This window comes from Rhodococcus sp. PBTS 1, from assembly GCF_001620025.1.
GTDB lineage: Bacteria > Actinomycetota > Actinomycetes > Mycobacteriales > Mycobacteriaceae > Rhodococcoides > Rhodococcoides kroppenstedtii.
The window spans coordinates 1-15,581 of the sequence record NZ_CP015219.1; the positions used below are offsets into that span (position 1 = coordinate 1).

General features: G+C 69.9%; 14 protein-coding genes and 2 pseudogenes. 6 read left to right on the forward strand and 10 right to left on the reverse strand.

Annotated elements, in window-relative coordinates; all coding sequences use genetic code 11:
* Window position 1: 1 nt before the first annotated feature.
* On the forward strand, window positions 2-544 hold the full coding sequence (locus tag A3Q40_RS20555) for a hypothetical protein (RefSeq protein WP_201132899.1): 543 nt from the start codon (window positions 2-4) through the stop codon (window positions 542-544).
* A gap of 554 nt (window positions 545-1,098) precedes the next feature.
* On the opposite strand, the gene A3Q40_RS19620 is transcribed toward A3Q40_RS20555, so the two are convergent.
* The 3 genes and pseudogenes from A3Q40_RS19620 to A3Q40_RS00020 all read right to left on the reverse strand — a co-directional run bounded on the left by A3Q40_RS19620 (window position 1,099) and on the right by A3Q40_RS00020 (window position 4,063).
* The gene (locus tag A3Q40_RS19620) at window positions 1,099-2,013 is read right to left on the reverse strand and encodes an SDR family oxidoreductase (RefSeq protein WP_235606378.1); all 915 of its coding nucleotides are present in this window, start codon (window positions 2,011-2,013) and stop codon (window positions 1,099-1,101) included.
* Window positions 2,014-2,117: 104 nt separating this feature from the next.
* Complete coding sequence (locus A3Q40_RS00015) at window positions 2,118-3,230, reverse strand: ABC transporter ATP-binding protein (RefSeq protein ID WP_068099271.1); 1,113 nt, start codon at window positions 3,228-3,230, stop codon at window positions 2,118-2,120.
* 11 nt (window positions 3,231-3,241) lie between these two features.
* A pseudogene (locus tag A3Q40_RS00020) lies at window positions 3,242-4,063 on the reverse strand (carbohydrate ABC transporter permease).
* On the opposite strand from A3Q40_RS00020, the gene A3Q40_RS20670 reads away from it, so the two are divergent.
* From A3Q40_RS20670 to A3Q40_RS00035, 4 genes and pseudogenes are all read left to right on the forward strand, one after another.
* A complete protein-coding gene (locus A3Q40_RS20670) occupies window positions 3,999-4,139 on the forward strand; it encodes a hypothetical protein (protein WP_235606626.1) in 141 nt (46 codons plus the stop codon). The pseudogene A3Q40_RS00020 and the gene A3Q40_RS20670 overlap by 65 nt on opposite strands.
* Window positions 4,140-4,285: 146 nt before the next feature.
* Window positions 4,286-5,162 (forward strand): annotated as a pseudogene (locus A3Q40_RS00025) (carbohydrate ABC transporter permease).
* Between the two features lie 11 nt (window positions 5,163-5,173).
* Window positions 5,174-6,286 carry an ABC transporter ATP-binding protein gene (locus A3Q40_RS00030; protein WP_068099271.1) on the forward strand — a complete coding sequence of 371 codons (1,113 nt, stop codon included), beginning with the start codon at window positions 5,174-5,176 and terminating at the stop codon, window positions 6,284-6,286.
* A gap of 104 nt (window positions 6,287-6,390) precedes the next feature.
* Entirely contained in the window at window positions 6,391-7,185 is a 795-nt protein-coding gene (locus A3Q40_RS00035) for an SDR family oxidoreductase (RefSeq protein WP_235606375.1), read from the forward strand.
* 6 nt (window positions 7,186-7,191) lie between these two features.
* Here the strand turns inward: A3Q40_RS00035 and aztD are convergent, their stop codons facing one another.
* Genes aztD through aztB form a run of 4 tightly spaced genes read right to left on the reverse strand, consistent with a single transcriptional unit; the run spans window position 7,192 to window position 11,456 of the window.
* Window positions 7,192-8,415 carry a zinc metallochaperone AztD gene (aztD, locus tag A3Q40_RS00040; protein ID WP_235606376.1) on the reverse strand — a complete coding sequence of 408 codons (1,224 nt, stop codon included), beginning with the start codon at window positions 8,413-8,415 and terminating at the stop codon, window positions 7,192-7,194.
* A 20-nt stretch (window positions 8,416-8,435) separates the two neighbouring features.
* Complete coding sequence (gene aztC, locus A3Q40_RS00045) at window positions 8,436-9,347, reverse strand: zinc ABC transporter substrate-binding protein AztC (RefSeq protein ID WP_068099272.1); 912 nt, start codon at window positions 9,345-9,347, stop codon at window positions 8,436-8,438.
* Window position 9,348: 1 nt separating this feature from the next.
* Window positions 9,349-10,590, reverse strand: a complete 1,242-nt coding sequence (locus A3Q40_RS00050) for an ABC transporter (protein ID WP_068099273.1) — start codon at window positions 10,588-10,590, stop codon at window positions 9,349-9,351.
* Complete coding sequence (gene aztB / locus A3Q40_RS00055; protein ID WP_235606377.1) at window positions 10,575-11,456, reverse strand: zinc ABC transporter permease AztB; 882 nt, start codon at window positions 11,454-11,456, stop codon at window positions 10,575-10,577. Before aztB ends, A3Q40_RS00050 begins: the two co-directional genes overlap by 16 nt.
* Window positions 11,457-11,511: 55 nt before the next feature.
* Between aztB and aztA the strand changes: the two genes are divergently transcribed.
* Window positions 11,512-12,141, forward strand: a complete 630-nt coding sequence (aztA, locus tag A3Q40_RS00060; protein ID WP_068104738.1) for a zinc ABC transporter ATP-binding protein AztA — start codon at window positions 11,512-11,514, stop codon at window positions 12,139-12,141.
* A 24-nt stretch (window positions 12,142-12,165) separates the two neighbouring features.
* Here the strand turns inward: aztA and A3Q40_RS00065 are convergent, their stop codons facing one another.
* The 3 genes from A3Q40_RS00065 to A3Q40_RS00075 are packed head-to-tail and all read right to left on the reverse strand — an operon-like array spanning window position 12,166 to window position 15,448.
* Window positions 12,166-13,026 (reverse strand): alpha/beta fold hydrolase, encoded by an 861-nt coding sequence (locus A3Q40_RS00065; RefSeq protein ID WP_068099274.1) that lies wholly within the window; start codon window positions 13,024-13,026, stop codon window positions 12,166-12,168.
* On the reverse strand, window positions 13,023-13,628 hold the full coding sequence (locus A3Q40_RS00070) for a TetR/AcrR family transcriptional regulator (RefSeq protein WP_235606379.1): 606 nt from the start codon (window positions 13,626-13,628) through the stop codon (window positions 13,023-13,025). Before A3Q40_RS00070 ends, A3Q40_RS00065 begins: the two co-directional genes overlap by 4 nt.
* Window positions 13,625-15,448 (reverse strand): N-acyl-D-amino-acid deacylase family protein, encoded by a 1,824-nt coding sequence (locus A3Q40_RS00075; RefSeq protein WP_068099275.1) that lies wholly within the window; start codon window positions 15,446-15,448, stop codon window positions 13,625-13,627. The genes A3Q40_RS00070 and A3Q40_RS00075 overlap by 4 nt, the downstream gene beginning before the upstream one ends.
* Between the last annotated feature and the right edge of the window lie 133 nt (window positions 15,449-15,581).

Below are 15,581 nucleotides of genomic sequence, written 5' to 3' on the forward strand. Positions count from 1 at the left end.
CATGCGCATCAACGCCGTTCGACGATCGACCACCGCGGTCGTCGCCCTCACCGCCGCCGTCGCTCTGACAGCCTGCTCCGCCGACACCTCGACCACGTCGGACGCTGCGACCACGTCCGACGGCGCCACCGCCGAGCCCGGACCCCGCGTCGTCGTGTCCTACGCGGGCGGGCTTCGCGTCCTCGACGCCGAGACGCTCGCCGACGTCGCCGACTTCACGTCCGAGGACTACACCCGCCTGAACGCCGCCGGCGACGGGCGTCACGTCATGGTCACCACCAGTGCCGGATTCCAGGTGCTCGACACCGCGGCGGGCACGGCGGACACCCCGGAACTCACCGACACCGTGTTCCCCGCGAGAAGCCGGGCCACGTGGTCCACCACGCCGGGCGCACCGTGCTCTACGCCGACGGCACCAGCGACACCACCATCCTCGACACCGCCGCTCTGGGTACGACCGACGGCATGCCCGAGACGGAGACCGTCCCCGGCACGGAGGCTCATCACGGCGTCTCCGTGGTCCTGTCCGACGGCACTCTGCTGACTACCGTCGGAAACGCCAACGGGCGCACCGGTATCGAAGCCCGGTCCGAGAACGGGGACGTCGTTGCTCGAGCGACCGCTGCCCGGGCATCCACGGCGAGGGCACAGCGCAGGACGAACGGGTCGTGTTCGGGTGCGAGAACGGCGCCCTGGTCTACGACAGGGGCGAGGTCACCAAGCTCGACGCACCGGACCAGCCGTACGGCCGGATGGGCAACACGTACGTGAGCGAGACCAGCCCCCTCGTCGTCGGCGACTACAAGGACGACCCCGACGCGGAAGGTCTGCTGCTGGACCGGGTGACCGTCGTCGACACCGAGGCCAAGACGCTCGACGTGGTCGACCTCCCCGCCGGAGTCGAGTACACCTGGCGCGGCGTCACCCGCGGCCCGAACGATCTGGCCTACCTGATCGGCACCGACGGCGCGGTCCACGTCTTCGACCCGACCACCCGCACGGTCACGGCGTCCTACCCGGTCATCGGAGAATGGGACGGCCCCGCTCGGTACCAGGACGCGCACCCGGGGATCTCCGTGGTGGGCGACACCGCGTACGTCACCGAGCCCGCCACGAACACCGTCCACGCCCTCGATCTGACGACCGGCGAACGTCGTCGCCACCGCGAACCCTGGACGTCACGCCCAACGAGTTCGTCGCCGTCGCCGGCTGACGACGGTTATCGACGGAACCGCCCTCGGAGTCGATGACCTGCCCGGTGATCCACGCGGCGTCGTCGGTGCAGAGCCAGGCGATCAGCCGGGCGGCGTCGTCGGGTGATCCGATGCGCCCCGTCGGAAAGCGCGCCGCTACTGCGGCGCGGTCGGCCGGGGACAGGTACCCGGTGTCGGTGGGGCCGGGGTTGACGGTGTTGACGCGGATTCCGACGTCGGCCAGCTGGTCGGCGACGGTCACCGTCACCCCGGCCAGCGCCGCTTTGGCCGCGGCGTAGGCGATCTCACCGGGCATCGGGCCGAGGTGTTGGCCGGAGGTGAGGAAGACGATCGATCCGGGACGGCCCGGGACGTGGCGAGCCGAGAAGCCCTGGGCCAGCAGGATCGACGTGCGCGCGTTCACGGCGAAATGTCGGTCCAGATCGGCGGCGGTCAGGGCGCCGAGGGGACCGTCGGACCCGGACAGAGCCTGGTTGCAGACGAGGACGTCGACCGCGCCGAATTCCGCTGCGGCGCGGTCGACGATCGCCTCGGGCGCACCGGGGTCCGTGAGATCGCCGGACACCTCCATCACGCGAGCGCCCGCCACCAGTCGGGAGCGCACGCTGTCCACGACCGCCGCGACGTCGTCGCCGCCCCAGGGTTGCTCCGCGTCGTGCGGCGAGTGGTGATGGCACACCACGTTCGCCCCGAATGCCGCGAGCCGACAGGCGACGGCGTGGCCGATCCCCACCCGCCGGCTCACCCCGGTGACCACGGCGGTGCGACCGAGCAGGGGGTACGGATCGCGCACGCTCACGCCGGCCAGTACACCAGACCGCGCGAGGATCGCCACACGATCGGCGCGGAGTCCGCGGATTCGCGGATCGGCGCGCGATCGTGTGGCAGAACTCGCGGCGACTCCTACGCCCCGATCCGATCTCCCGTCTCCGGGTGGAACAGGTGGGCCGAACCCTCGCGCTTGCGCAGCGTCACGGTCTCACCGATCCGCGCCGGGGCCCGCTGCGGGGACCGCGCGACGATGGTGGCCGAGGTGCCGTCGATCGCGCGGATCTCCCGGTCGGGGAAGCTCGCGTAGAGGTAGCTCTCGTTGCCCAGCTCTTCCACCAGGTCCACTTGCACCAGCAGGCCGTCGTCTTCCGCGCTCCCGATCTCGAGCTGCTCGGGACGCAGGCCCAGGGTCACCTCGTCGAGGCCCGCCGCCGCGATGGCGGTCAGCTGATCGCGCTCCAGAGCCACGAGACGCTCACCCACCCGGACCCCGCCGGACGCGACGGGCACCGTGAACAGGTTCATCGCGGGTGAGCCGATGAAGCCGGCCACGAACGCGTTCACCGGGTGGTCGTAGAGCTCGGTGGGCGAGGCGAACTGTTGCAGGCGGCCGTCTTTCAGGATCGCCACGCGATCACCCATCGTCATGGCCTCGACCTGGTCGTGCGTGACGTACACCGTGGTAGTGCCGAGGCGACGCTGCAGAGCGGCGATCTGCGTGCGGGTCTGCACGCGGAGCTTGGCGTCGAGGTTCGACAACGGCTCGTCCATGCAGAACACCTGCGGCTCGCGCACGATCGCGCGGCCCATGGCGACACGCTGACGCTGACCACCGGAGAGCTTGCCGGGCTTGCGGTCCAGGTACTCGGTGAGGTCGAGCAGCTTCGCTGCTTCCTGCACCTTGCGGTTCCGCTCCTCCAGTCCGACGCCGCGCATCTTGAGCGCGAACCCCATGTTCTCCCCGACGGTCTTGTTCGGGTAGAGCGCGTAGTTCTGGAACACCATCGCGATGTCGCGGTCCTTGGACGGCACGCCGACCATGTTCTTCCCACCGATCTCGATGGCACCGCCGTCGATCTCCTCGAGGCCGGCGAGCATGCGCAGCGCGGTGGACTTCCCGGACCCCGACGGTCCCACCAGGACGACGAATTCGCCGTCCTGGATGTCGAGATCGAGCGAGTCGACGGCGAGCTTATCGGCGCCCTCGTAGATGCAGGACGCGTTCTTGTACGAGATTGCAGCCATGATCGTTTCTCCTACTTGATGGCGCCGAAGGACAGGCCGCGCACGAGCTTGTTCTGCGCGAACCATCCGGCGAGGACGACGGGGAGGGCTGCGAACGTCGCAGCGGCGGAGAGCTGGGCCCAGTAGAGGCCCTGACCGGTGATGAAGCCGACCAGGTAGACCGGAATGGTCTGCGCCTGAACGGCGGTGAGGTTCACGGCGAAGAAGAACTCGTTCCAGGAGAAGATCACGCAGATGAGCGACGTCGCCGCGATCCCGGGCGAGACCAGCGGCAGGATGACCTCCCGCACCGACGTCAACAGCGAGGCGCCGTCCATGCTCGCGGCCTCGAGCAACTCGCTCGGCACCTCGAGGAAGAACGAGCGCATCATCCACACCGCGATCGGCAGGTTCATCGCCGTGTAGAGAACGATCAGCGCCCAGATGTTGTCCAGCAGACCGATGTCGCCAACGATGACGTACAGCGGCACGATCGCCGCCACGACGGGAAGCATCTTGGTCGAGATGAAGAAGAACAGCACGTCCTGCGTCTTCTTCACCGGGCGCAGCGACAGTGCGAACGCGGCCGGAACCCCCAGCAGCAGAACGAGAAGCGTCGAGACCACGGTGGCGAACGCCGAGTTCGCGAGGGTGGTACCGATCCCGCTCTCGAGCACCCGCGGTACTGATCGAGGGTGGGCGTGAAGAAGATCTTCGGGGTGGAGGTGTAGGCGTCCGCCTCCTGCTTGAACCCGGTGATCACCATCCACAGCACGGAAGAAGAAGACGATGCCTGCGATCCAGGCGACGAGGGACCAGATCGACCCCGGTCCCCACGACCGCTTCCGGGACACCGGGGCGGTCGTGCTCGGGGCGCTCCGATCGGTGCCCCGCTCGGTGGTGGTGCTCATCAGCCGCCCCTTCCGCTGACTCGTAGTCAGCGCGCGCCAAGGTGCTTGACGACGATGGGGCACACGGGCGGCGGCCATGGGCGTCGTCACGTGGTGCACCATCGTCGTCAGCACCTTGGCGCTGCGACTGATCTTCAGAGCTTCAGCGGAAGAGGAGGCGGCCTGATGAGCACCACCACCGACGGGCACCGATCGGAGCGCCCGAGCACGACCGCCCCGGTGTCCCGGAAGCGGTCGTGGGGACCGGGGTCGATCTGGTCCTCGTCGCCTGGATCGCAGGCATCGTCTTCTTCTTCCCGGTGCTGTGGATGGTGATCACCGGGTTCAAGCAGGAGGCGGACGCCTACACCTCCACCCCGAAGATCTTCTTCACGCCCACCCTCGATCAGTACCGCGGGGTGCTCGAGAGCGGATCGGTACCACCCTCGCGAACTCGGCGTTCGCCACCGTGGTCTCGACGCTTCTCGTTCTGCTGCTGGGGGTTCCGGCCGCGTTCGCACTGTCGCTGCGCCCGGTGAAGAAGACGCAGGACGTGCTGTTCTTCTTCATCTCGACCAAGATGCTTCCCGTCGTGGCGGCGATCGTGCCGCTGTACGTCATCGTTGGCGACATCGGTCTGCTGGACAACATCTGGGCGCTGATCGTTCTCTACACGGCGATGAACCTGCCGATCGCGGTGTGGATGATGCGCTCGTTCTTCCTCGAGGTGCCGAGCGAGTTGCTCGAGGCCGCGAGCATGGACGGCGCCTCGCTGTTGACGTCGGTGCGGGAGGTCATCCTGCCGCTGGTCTCGCCCGGGATCGCGGCGACGTCGCTCATCTGCGTGATCTTCTCCTGGAACGAGTTCTTCTTCGCCGTGAACCTCACCGCCGTTCAGGCGCAGACCATTCCGGTCTACCTGGTCGGCTTCATCACCGGTCAGGGCCTCTACTGGGCCCAGCTCTCCGCCGCTGCGACGTTCGCAGCCCTCCCCGTCGTCCTCGCCGGATGGTTCGCGCAGAACAAGCTCGTGCGCGGCCTGTCCTTCGGCGCCATCAAGTAGGAGAAACGATCATGGCTGCAATCTCGTACAAGAACGCGTCCTGCATCTACGAGGGCGCCGATAAGCTCGCCGTCGACTCGCTCGATCTCGACATCCAGGACGGCGAATTCGTCGTCCTGGTGGGACCGTCGGGGTCCGGGAAGTCCACCGCGCTGCGCATGCTCGCCGGCCTCGAGGAGATCGACGGCGGTGCCATCGAGATCGGTGGGAAGAACATGGTCGGCGTGCCGTCCAAGGACCGCGACATCGCGATGGTGTTCCAGAACTACGCGCTCTACCCGAACAAGACCGTCGGGGAGAACATGGGGTTCGCGCTCAAGATGCGCGGCGTCGGACTGGAGGAGCGGAACCGCAAGGTGCAGGAAGCAGCGAAGCTGCTCGACCTCACCGAGTACCTGGACCGCAAGCCCGGCAAGCTCTCCGGTGGTCAGCGTCAGCGTGTCGCCATGGGCCGCGCGATCGTGCGCGAGCCGCAGGTGTTCTGCATGGACGAGCCGTTGTCGAACCTCGACGCCAAGCTCCGCGTGCAGACCCGCACGCAGATCGCCGCTCTGCAGCGTCGCCTCGGCACTACCACGGTGTACGTCACGCACGACCAGGTCGAGGCCATGACGATGGGTGATCGCGTGGCGATCCTGAAAGACGGCCGCCTGCAACAGTTCGCCTCGCCCACCGAGCTCTACGACCACCCGGTGAACGCGTTCGTGGCCGGCTTCATCGGCTCACCCGCGATGAACCTGTTCACGGTGCCCGTCGCGTCCGGCGGGGTCCGGGTGGGTGAGCGTCTCGTGGCTCTGGAGCGCGATCAGCTGACCGCCATCGCGGCGGCGGGCCTCGACGAGGTGACCCTGGGCCTGCGTCCCGAGCAGCTCGAGATCGGGAGCGCGGAAGACGACGGCCTGCTGGTGCAAGTGGACCTGGTGGAAGAGCTGGGCAACGAGAGCTACCTCTACGCGAGCTTCCCCGACCGGGAGATCCGCGCGATCGACGGCACCTCGGCCACCATCGTCGCGCGGTCCCCGCAGCGGGCCCCGGCGCGGATCGGTGAGACCGTGACGCTGCGCAAGCGCGAGGGTTCGGCCCACCTGTTCCACCCGGAGACGGGAGATCGGATCGGGGCGTAGGAGTCGCCGCGAGTTCTGCCACACGATCGCGCGCCGATCCGCGAATCCGCGGACTCCGCGCCGATCGTGTGGCGATCCTCGCGCGGTCTGGTGTACTGGCCGGCGTGAGCGTGCGCGATCCGTACCCCCTGCTCGGTCGCACCGCCGTGGTCACCGGGGTGAGCCGGCGGGTGGGGATCGGCCACGCCGTCGCCTGTCGGCTCGCGGCATTCGGGGCGAACGTGGTGTGCCATCACCACTCGCCGCACGACGCGGAGCAACCCTGGGGCGGCGACGACGTCGCGGCGGTCGTGGACAGCGTGCGCTCCCGACTGGTGGCGGGCGCTCGCGTGATGGAGGTGTCCGGCGATCTCACGGACCCCGGTGCGCCCGAGGCGATCGTCGACCGCGCCGCAGCGGAATTCGGCGCGGTCGACGTCCTCGTCTGCAACCAGGCTCTGTCCGGGTCCGACGGTCCCCTCGGCGCCCTGACCGCCGCCGATCTGGACCGACATTTCGCCGTGAACGCGCGCACGTCGATCCTGCTGGCCCAGGGCTTCTCGGCTCGCCACGTCCCGGGCCGTCCCGGATCGATCGTCTTCCTCACCTCCGGCCAACACCTCGGCCCGATGCCCGGTGAGATCGCCTACGCCGCGGCCAAAGCGGCGCTGGCCGGGGTGACGGTGACCGTCGCCGACCAGCTGGCCGACGTCGGAATCCGCGTCAACACCGTCAACCCCGGCCCCACCGACACCGGGTACCTGTCCCCGGCCGACCGCGCCGCAGTAGCGGCGCGCTTTCCGACGGGGCGCATCGGATCACCCGACGACGCCGCCCGGCTGATCGCCTGGCTCTGCACCGACGACGCCGCGTGGATCACCGGGCAGGTCATCGACTCCGAGGGCGGGTTCCGTCGATAACCGTCGTCAGCCGGCGACGGCGACGAACTCGTTGGGCGTGACGTCCAGGGTCGCGGTGGCGACGACGTCGCCGGTCGTCAGATCGAGGGCGTGGACGGTGTTCGTGGCGGGCTCGGTGACGTACGCGGTGTCGCCCACCACGGAGATCCCCGGGTGCGCGTCCTGGTACCGAGCGGGGCCGTCCCATTCTCCGATGACCGGGTAGGACGCCGTGACCGTGCGGGTGGTCGGGTCGAAGACGTGGACCGCGCCGTCGGTGCCGATCAGGTAGGCCAGATCGTTCGGGCCGCGGGTGACGCCGCGCCAGGTGTACTCGACTCCGGCGGGGAGGTCGACCACGTCGAGCGTCTTGGCCTCGGTGTCGACGACGGTCACCCGGTCCAGCAGCAGACCTTCCGCGTCGGGGTCGTCCTTGTAGTCGCCGACGACGAGGGGGCTGGTCTCGCTCACGTACGTGTTGCCCATCCGGCCGTACGGCTGGTCCGGTGCGTCGAGCTTGGTGACCTCGCCCCTGTCGTAGACCAGGGCGCCGTTCTCGCACCCGAACACGACCCGTTCGTCCTGCGCTGTGCCCTCGCCGTGGATGCCCGGGCAGCGGTCGCTCGAGGCAACGACGTCCCCGTTCTCGGACCGGGCTTCGATACCGGTGCGCCCGTTGGCGTTTCCGACGGTAGTCAGCAGAGTGCCGTCGGACAGGACCACGGAGACGCCGTGATGAGCCTCCGTGCCGGGGACGGTCTCCGTCTCGGGCATGCCGTCGGTCGTACCCAGAGCGGCGGTGTCGAGGATGGTGGTGTCGCTGGTGCCGTCGGCGTAGAGCACGGTGCGCCCGGCGTGGTGGACCACGTGGCCCGGCTTCTCGGCGGGGAACACGGTGTCGGTGAGTTCCGGGGTGTCCGCCGTGCCCGCCGCGGTGTCGAGCACCTGGAATCCGGCACTGGTGGTGACCATGACGTGACGCCCGTCGCCGGCGGCGTTCAGGCGGGTGTAGTCCTCGGACGTGAAGTCGGCGACGTCGGCGAGCGTCTCGGCGTCGAGGACGCGAAGCCCGCCCGCGTAGGACACGACGACGCGGGGTCCGGGCTCGGCGGTGGCGCCGTCGGACGTGGTCGCAGCGTCCGACGTGGTCGAGGTGTCGGCGGAGCAGGCTGTCAGAGCGACGGCGGCGGTGAGGGCGACGACCGCGGTGGTCGATCGTCGAACGGCGTTGATGCGCATGCGGTGATCCATTTCTGTGAGGGTGATTCCGGTCAGGGGGCGAGTCCGTCGGCGATGCGATCGGCGTTGGCGCGCATCATGGTCGGGTAGTCGGGGGCTCCGCCCTCGGGTTCGGTGAGGGACTCCGAGAAAAGTTCGACGACGCGCACCTCGAGATCGGCCTCGTCGGCCAGGGCGCGGACGAGTCGGTCGGGTGCGGAGGATTCGGCGAAGACGGCCGGGACCCCGGTGCGCTCGAGTGCGTCGACGAGATCGGACAGGTCGGACGCCGACGGTGCGGCGAGGGTGGTCCCGCCGGGAATCACGGTGCCGACCACGTCGAAGTCGTAGCGGTCCGCGAGGTAGCCGAACACGTGGTGGTTGGTCACGAGGGCTCGGCGATCGCGCGGAATGGCGTCGAACGTCGTCGCCATCGTGCGGTCGAGCTCGGTCAGGCGCGCGGTGTACTCGGCGGTCTGCGCGGCGATCCTGTCGGGGTCGACCCCGTCCAGGCCGGAGAGCACGGGTTCCAGCGCGGTGACCACGTCGATCATCCGCGTCGGGTCGGTCCAGAAGTGCGAGTCCGGCGTTCCCGCCGCGTCGCCGTCCCGGTAGTCGAGGACGTCGACGGCATCGCCGGCGACGAAGGTCGGAACTCGTTCTGCCGCAGCCGCGTCGAGGTGCTGTTGGAGACCTTCCTCGAGTCCCAGACCGTTGGAGACAACCAGATCGGCGGACCGCAGCAGGGCGCCGTCCTGCGCCGAGATCTCGAAGGAATGCGGGTCGGCGTTCGGCTTCATGAGGGTGACCACGCGCGCCTCGTCTCCGACGACGCTCGACACCACGTCGCCGAGGATGTTGGTGGAGACGACGACGGTGGGTCGGTCGTCGTCCGTCGCGGAACACGCTGCGGCGCCGCAGATCACCAGGGCGACCGCGGCGAGGGACAGTAACCGTCGTGTCATGTCAGCGCCCCGTCCCGGCGGTGAACACGGGTTCGGTCGCCGTGTCGAAGGTCCGGGCGATGCGTGCGTCGTCCGCGAAATCGAGTTCGTACAGGGTCTTCTCGACGGGTCCGCTCAGGTAGGCCCGCTGCTGGTCGGCGACGAGCGTCGGCGTGGCACCGGCAGCGACCGACGCCGCGACGAGGGGCGCGGTCTCGGCCAGGACCGCTCCGTCGGTGCCGCGCAGGACGAGGACGCGACCGTCGCGGGCCACCGCGAGCACGTGGTCGTCGCCGTCGTCGACCGCGGTGACGTGCACCAGCGGGGCCGGAGCCGGCAGCCGGGTCCAGGACCTGTCGCGGGTGTCGAGAAGCAGGATCTCGTCGCCGACCAGGCCGGCGACCGTCGGCCGGCCCTCTCGGTTGTCGAACTCGGCCACGGACACACCGGACAGCCCCTCGGGGTAGGGGATGCGCTGCGTCGTCACGTCGTCGTCGGTGGCCGTGGCGAGGAGGGCGCCGTCGGCGCAGCCGATCACGGCGCCGACCCGCGTGGTCCGGGTACCGCCGGCGTCGGGGCACGAGTCGACGAGTCCGGTGGGTGTCCCGTCGGCGGCACGGCCGACGACGGTGCGCGCCGCGCCGCTCCCCTCGGTGACGAGCGCGAACGAACCGACCGGGACGGTCAGGCCGGGACCCGGAGCGCCGGTGACCCGGAAGAGTTCGCGGATCTCACCGCGAGAGAGTGCCTCGGTGTCGAGCAGGACGGCGTCGCCGGACCCGGCGAAGTACAGCCCCGTCCCGCCGGACGTCGACGAGTTCGTCGTGCTCACGGTGACGTCGCCGTCCCCGGGCACCGTGCCGAGGAGGCGCGGCTGCGCCCGGTAGTAGTGGAAGTGGTCGACGTGGTCCCACGTCCACACACCGCTGTCGACTATTTCGACGCCGGAATCGTTCTGCACGAACAGGTATCGACCGTCGGTGTGCACCGCGCGGGGCGGGTCGACACGGCCGAGCTCGGTCGTCGTCTCGTCGAGAAGGTCGAGGTGGGTGACCGTCCCGGCGGCGTCGACGGACGTGAGACCGAGGCGCGGCTCGGCCAGTTCCTCGGCGCCGTCGATCGCGCCGTGGCCGTCACCGCTCGCGTCGACGGCGGTCTCGTCGGCCGCCCGATCGTCGACCGGTGCGGGCTCGGCGCTGCACCCGGACAGGGCGAGCGTGAGAAGAGCGGGCGCCAGGACGGCGCGGGTCAGTCGGTGGTGCACGGTGACCTTTCGGGGACGGGTGTCGACGCGCGTCGACGGGTGGGGAGAGCCGCGTGCGCCGCGTGCGACAGGGCGGCCGCCGCGATGGCCGTGGCCGCGATCGAGGCGCCGGCCGCGGTGGCTGCGTGCCACGAGACCAGCAGGCCGACAACGACACTGGCGACCCCGATCACGGCCGCCAGGACCATGCGGGTCGGGATGCGGTCGGTCCACGGACCGGCCGCCACGGCCGGGGCGAGCAACAGGCCGACGACCAGCAGCGAGCCGACGGCCTGGTACGACGCCACGACGGCGAGGGTGACGAGGGCGACCAGGACCGCGCGGGCCGAGCGGGGGCCGAGGTCGAGGACGGCGGCGATACGCGGGTCGATCGCGAGCGCCACGAGAGGGCGGTGGAAGGCCGTCGCGGCGGCGATTCCGACCGCCGTGGCCACGGCGAGGAGAACGAGGTCGGTCTCGTCGATCGCCAACACGTCGCCGAACAGGATCGTGGTGGCGTCGGTGGCGAAGCTTCCGGAGTGGGACACGACGATGACGCCGAGTGCGAGCATGGCCACGAACAGCAGGCCGATGCTGGTGTCGTACGACAGTCGGCCGCGACGCTGCAGCGCGGTGATACCGACGCTCATGACCGCGGCGCCGAGGGCTCCGCCCACCAGCACGGGAGCACCCAGCACGGTGGCGAGCGCGACCCCCGGCAGCATGCCGTGCGCGAGCGCTTCACCCAGAAAGGCCATGCCGCGCACCACGACCCAGGTGCCGACGACACCGCAGAGCACGGCCACCAGCGCACCGCCCAGGGCAGCGCGCTGGACGAACCCGTGGGCGAACGGGTCCATCAGCGCACCGAGTGCCGGATTCGTCACGGTCGGGAACGTAACAGTATCGAAAACGATTATCAAAACCGTCTATGGTGTGGTGATGACCCTCGTTTCGGCCCACCTCACCCGACTCCGCGTGGAATACGACGGCACCGTGGCGTTGCGCGACGTCGACCTGGACGTCCGCGCGGGCACGGTGACGGTGATCGCCGGACCCAACGGTTCCGGCAAATCGACTCTGGTGGAGACGATCGCGGGCACCGTGGTGCCGACGGCGGGTCGGCGGGTGGTGTCGGGGACGATCGCATTCGTTCCCCAGCGCACCGCCGTGTCCGACGGCCTGCCGCTCACCGTCCGGGACGTCGTGACGGTGGGTACCTGGGGTCGGCTCGGTCGGTGGCGCCCCGCGCGTGCGGGCACCCGGGCGCTGGTGGACGGCGCGCTGCGCCGCCTCGACATCGCCGATCTCGCCTCGGCGTCGTTCGCGACGGTGTCCGGCGGTCAGCGTCAGCGTGCGTTGCTCGCCCAGGGGCTCGCGCGGCGGGCGGACCTGCTGTTGCTCGACGAGCCGACCACTGGACTCGACGCCGCGAGCGCCGAGCGGATCCGGGCCGCGATGGTCGACGAGGCACGTCGCGGCGCCGCCGTGGTCTGCGTCTCGCACGACCCCGCGGTGATCGCCGCCGCCGACCGGGTGGTCCGGTTGGAGGGCGGCCGCCGGATCGAGTGACCCGGCGACGCGCCCGTCCGCGGCTCAGGCGCGACCGAGGAGGAGTTCCGCCGCGTCGCGGGGGTGGGTCCAGGGCCACCAGTGCTTCGCGTCGACCCGCACGATACGAAGATCGGGGGCCCACCGCTCCACGTCCTCGACGAGGTCGGGGGAGAGGAAACGATCCCGCCTCGGCACGACGATCGTCGTCGGCACCTCGCACCGTGGCTCGGGACCGGAGATCATCCGTCGAACGATGTTGGCGCGGTACAACTCCACCCCGCGTGCCATGTTCTCGGGTGTGGCCGCGGGAGCCGGATCGTTCGGTCCGGCCTTGACGAACGCCGTCGGCACGTACTTCCCGAGCACGGGGACGTGGAAGCCCCAGATGTACCAGGACCGACCCAGCTGGCCGATCAACGACGGCCATTGCCAGGGGCGCAGGCCCCGCCGGCGCGACACTGCCCGCAGGTGGTCGATGCTGGGTCCGGACACCGAGGTGTAGGAGGCGACGTCGACACGAGCGCGACTGTCGCGCAACGGCTCCCACATCTGGACCGATCCCCAGTCGTGCGCGAACACGTGGACCGGACCGTCGCGATCGGGGATGGAGTCGACCACTGCCCAGAAATCCTCGGCCAGTCGCTCGAGGGCGTAGGACGCGGTGCGGTCCGGAGTGTCGAGGAGGGTGTCACCACCGCCGCGGGTGTCGTAGGCGACGACGCGAGCGCGGTCGCCGATAGCGGCGATCAGCGGCTCGTACATGCGGTGATCGTCCGGATATCCGTGCACGAGAACGACGGTCGTCTCCGCGTCGCGTCGGCCGTACTCGAAGACCGCGACGTCCGCTCCGGTGGACCGGACCGTCCACTGCGCGTGCGGCTCGGGTGGTTCCTGCTGGGTCAACTCGCCTCGCTTCGTCGATGCACCGAGTCGCCGCGCAACAACCGGGCCACCAGGTCCAGCCGGAGCTGCTCCTGCTCGGGTTGCGGATGCACGACGGCGGAGAGGGCCTCCCCGTCGAGGAGGAATACCACCGAGAAGAGCACGGTATCCACCTCGGCCGGGGGCAGTGACCCGGCGATGGGCAGAGTTCGGCCGAGCGCGACGATCTCCGCGTGGTACCGCTCGGTGAAGGGCACCAGCCGCTCTCGCAATGCCTGATCGCTGCGCGCCGCGATGAGCAGTTCGTACCAGGCGCCGTTGATCGGTGCCCGGCACGCCGCGCGCAACAGGGTCAGGCAGTGTTCGACCGACGCCGATCCGAACGCCGACAGACCCGTCCGGAACTCCTCGAACTGTCGGCGGCGCACCTCGTCCGCCGCCGCCACCATCAGGTCGAGCCGAGTGGGGAAGTGCCGGAACATCGCCCCCGAGGACAGGCCCGCGCGGGTGACCACCTCGGTGACCGTCGTGGCGGCGTAGCCCTTCTCGCACAGCGAGGCGATGGCGGCGTCGACGAGCTTGCCGACGGTCGCGGTCCGGCGTTCCTCCTGGGTCCGCCTCACACTGCTGCCGGTCGGCGGTCGGCGCCCGCGGCGGCCGATCGGCGGTCTTCGCCCGCAGCGGCCGCGCCCGCGGCGGGCGTGCGCACGCCGGCGCGCAGGAACTGCCCGGCGCGCTCGGAGACGCCGAACCACGAGGCGAAGCGGCCGCCGCGGTAGACCACCCGGCCGCCGACGAGCGTGGCGGTGACCGCGTCGTCGTTGCGGTTCACCATGCGGCTCAGGCCGCCGAACTCCGGCATGGTCTCCTCCCGGTACGCGTCGACCTCGTCGGTCAGGCCGGCCGGGTTCACCACGACGATGTCCGCTCGGTCCCCGATCCGCAGGTGACCGGCGTCGACGCCGTAGAAGTCCGCCAACTCGCCGCTGAGCTTGTGCGCGGCCTGCGCGACGGTGAGGAAGCCCTCCCGCGCGTCGTGCACCCGACGCAGCAGGCGAATGCCGAAGTTGTAGAACGCCATGTTCCGCAGGTGCGCGCCGGCGTCGGAGAAGCCGACCGTGACACCCGGTCGGGTGATCAGCTTGTCCATCTGCTTGCGGCGGTGATTGGCGATGGTGGTGTGCCATCGTAGCTTTCGCCCGTGTTCGACCACCAGATCGAGGAAGGCGTCGACCACGTGAATCCCGCGCTCGTCGGCCACCTCGGCGATGTTCTTGCCCACCACCGACGCGTCGGGGCACTCGGTGATCTCGGCGTCCGCGAAGTCGCGGTGCCACACCCGAGAGGAGAACTTCTTCTCGAAGTCCGCGCGAAACCACCGGCGGTAGGCCTCGTCCTGCAGCAACTCGTTGCGGCCCAGCTCTTCTCGCAGGTGCAGCGCAGCCCGGCCGGAACCGAACTCCTCGAACACCACCAGGTCGATGCCGTCGGAGTAGACGTCGAAGGTGGTGGGCAGGTGCTGCCAGCGGAAGTCGCCCCGGCCGGGTCCGTTCACCAGTGCCGCGAGGGGGCCGAAGATGCGATGGATCCACGGGGACGCCTTGGGATCGGCGGCGGCGAGCAGCGACACCTTGAGTGCTTTCCGGCCGACACCCGTGGCGGCGCCGAGGAAGAAGATCATGTCGTACTTGGTGTTGAGGTTCGGGATCGACTGCAGGAGTCGGCCCCGGCGACGCAGGATGCGGTGCAGCCGGCGGAACTCCGACCACGACGCGTACGACGAGGGCAGGGAGCGCGAGCGGTACCGGTCGCCGTCGAGCTTGTCCCACGGGTTGGTCATGGTCGACAAGCCGAGCAGGCCGGCGTCGAGCGCACGGTCGAGCGCCTCGGCCATCTGCGCGCTCTCCCGGCGGGTGGGCCGCTGGCTCGGATCGGTGGACCGATCGAGGCCCATGACCTTCGCCCGCAGGTCCGAGTGGCCCACGAGCGCAGCGATGTTGGGGCCCAACGGGAGACGTTCGAGTGCGGCGATGTACTCCTCGGGGCTCGACCACGTCTTGTGGGTGTCGACGGCCTTCAGCACGTGGTCACGGGGGAGCGCCTCGACGCGGCTGAAGAGGTCGGCGATGTCGACGGGTGTCGAGTACAGGGTGGACAGCGAGCAGTTGCCCAGCAGCACCGTCGTCACGCCGTGGCGGACGGATTCGGTGAGGCCGGGGCCGACCAGGACCTCGGCGTCGTAGTGCGTGTGCACGTCCACGAAGCCCGGCATCACCCACTGGCCGGCGGCATCGATCACCTCGGTGTCGGGGCCGGGATCGAGCGGGGTCGAGGACACCGCGCGGACCTCCCCGCCGCTGATGCCGACGTCGGCGCGGACGCCGGGCCCGCCGCTGCCGTCGAACACCGTGCCGCCGGACAGGATGACGTCGTAGTCGCTCATGTGACCTCCATCACGTGGGATGGCGTCACCGTACAGAAAGAGAGTGCTCGCTCGCAATGGTTCGGGCCGATCGGCCCCGGCGCCATGCTTGCGTGCACAGAAGTCGCCGCGAACGGCGGGATCCCGTCGATTA

Bases quoted from the DNA above. Each gene is read 5' to 3' on its own strand.
- A3Q40_RS20555 (WP_201132899.1), top strand. From the start codon at position 2: ATGCGCATCAACGCCGTTCGACGATCGACCACCGCGGTCGTCGCCCTC.
- A3Q40_RS00015 (WP_068099271.1), bottom strand. From the start codon at position 3,230: ATGGCTGCAATCTCGTACAAGAACGCGTCCTGCATCTACGAGGGCGCC.
- A3Q40_RS20670 (WP_235606626.1), top strand. From the start codon at position 3,999: ATGCCTGCGATCCAGGCGACGAGGGACCAGATCGACCCCGGTCCCCAC.
- A3Q40_RS00030 (WP_068099271.1), top strand. From the start codon at position 5,174: ATGGCTGCAATCTCGTACAAGAACGCGTCCTGCATCTACGAGGGCGCC.
- aztD (WP_235606376.1), bottom strand. From the start codon at position 8,415: ATGGATCACCGCATGCGCATCAACGCCGTTCGACGATCGACCACCGCG.
- aztC (WP_068099272.1), bottom strand. From the start codon at position 9,347: ATGACACGACGGTTACTGTCCCTCGCCGCGGTCGCCCTGGTGATCTGC.
- aztA (WP_068104738.1), top strand. From the start codon at position 11,512: ATGACCCTCGTTTCGGCCCACCTCACCCGACTCCGCGTGGAATACGAC.
- A3Q40_RS00075 (WP_068099275.1), bottom strand. From the start codon at position 15,448: ATGAGCGACTACGACGTCATCCTGTCCGGCGGCACGGTGTTCGACGGC.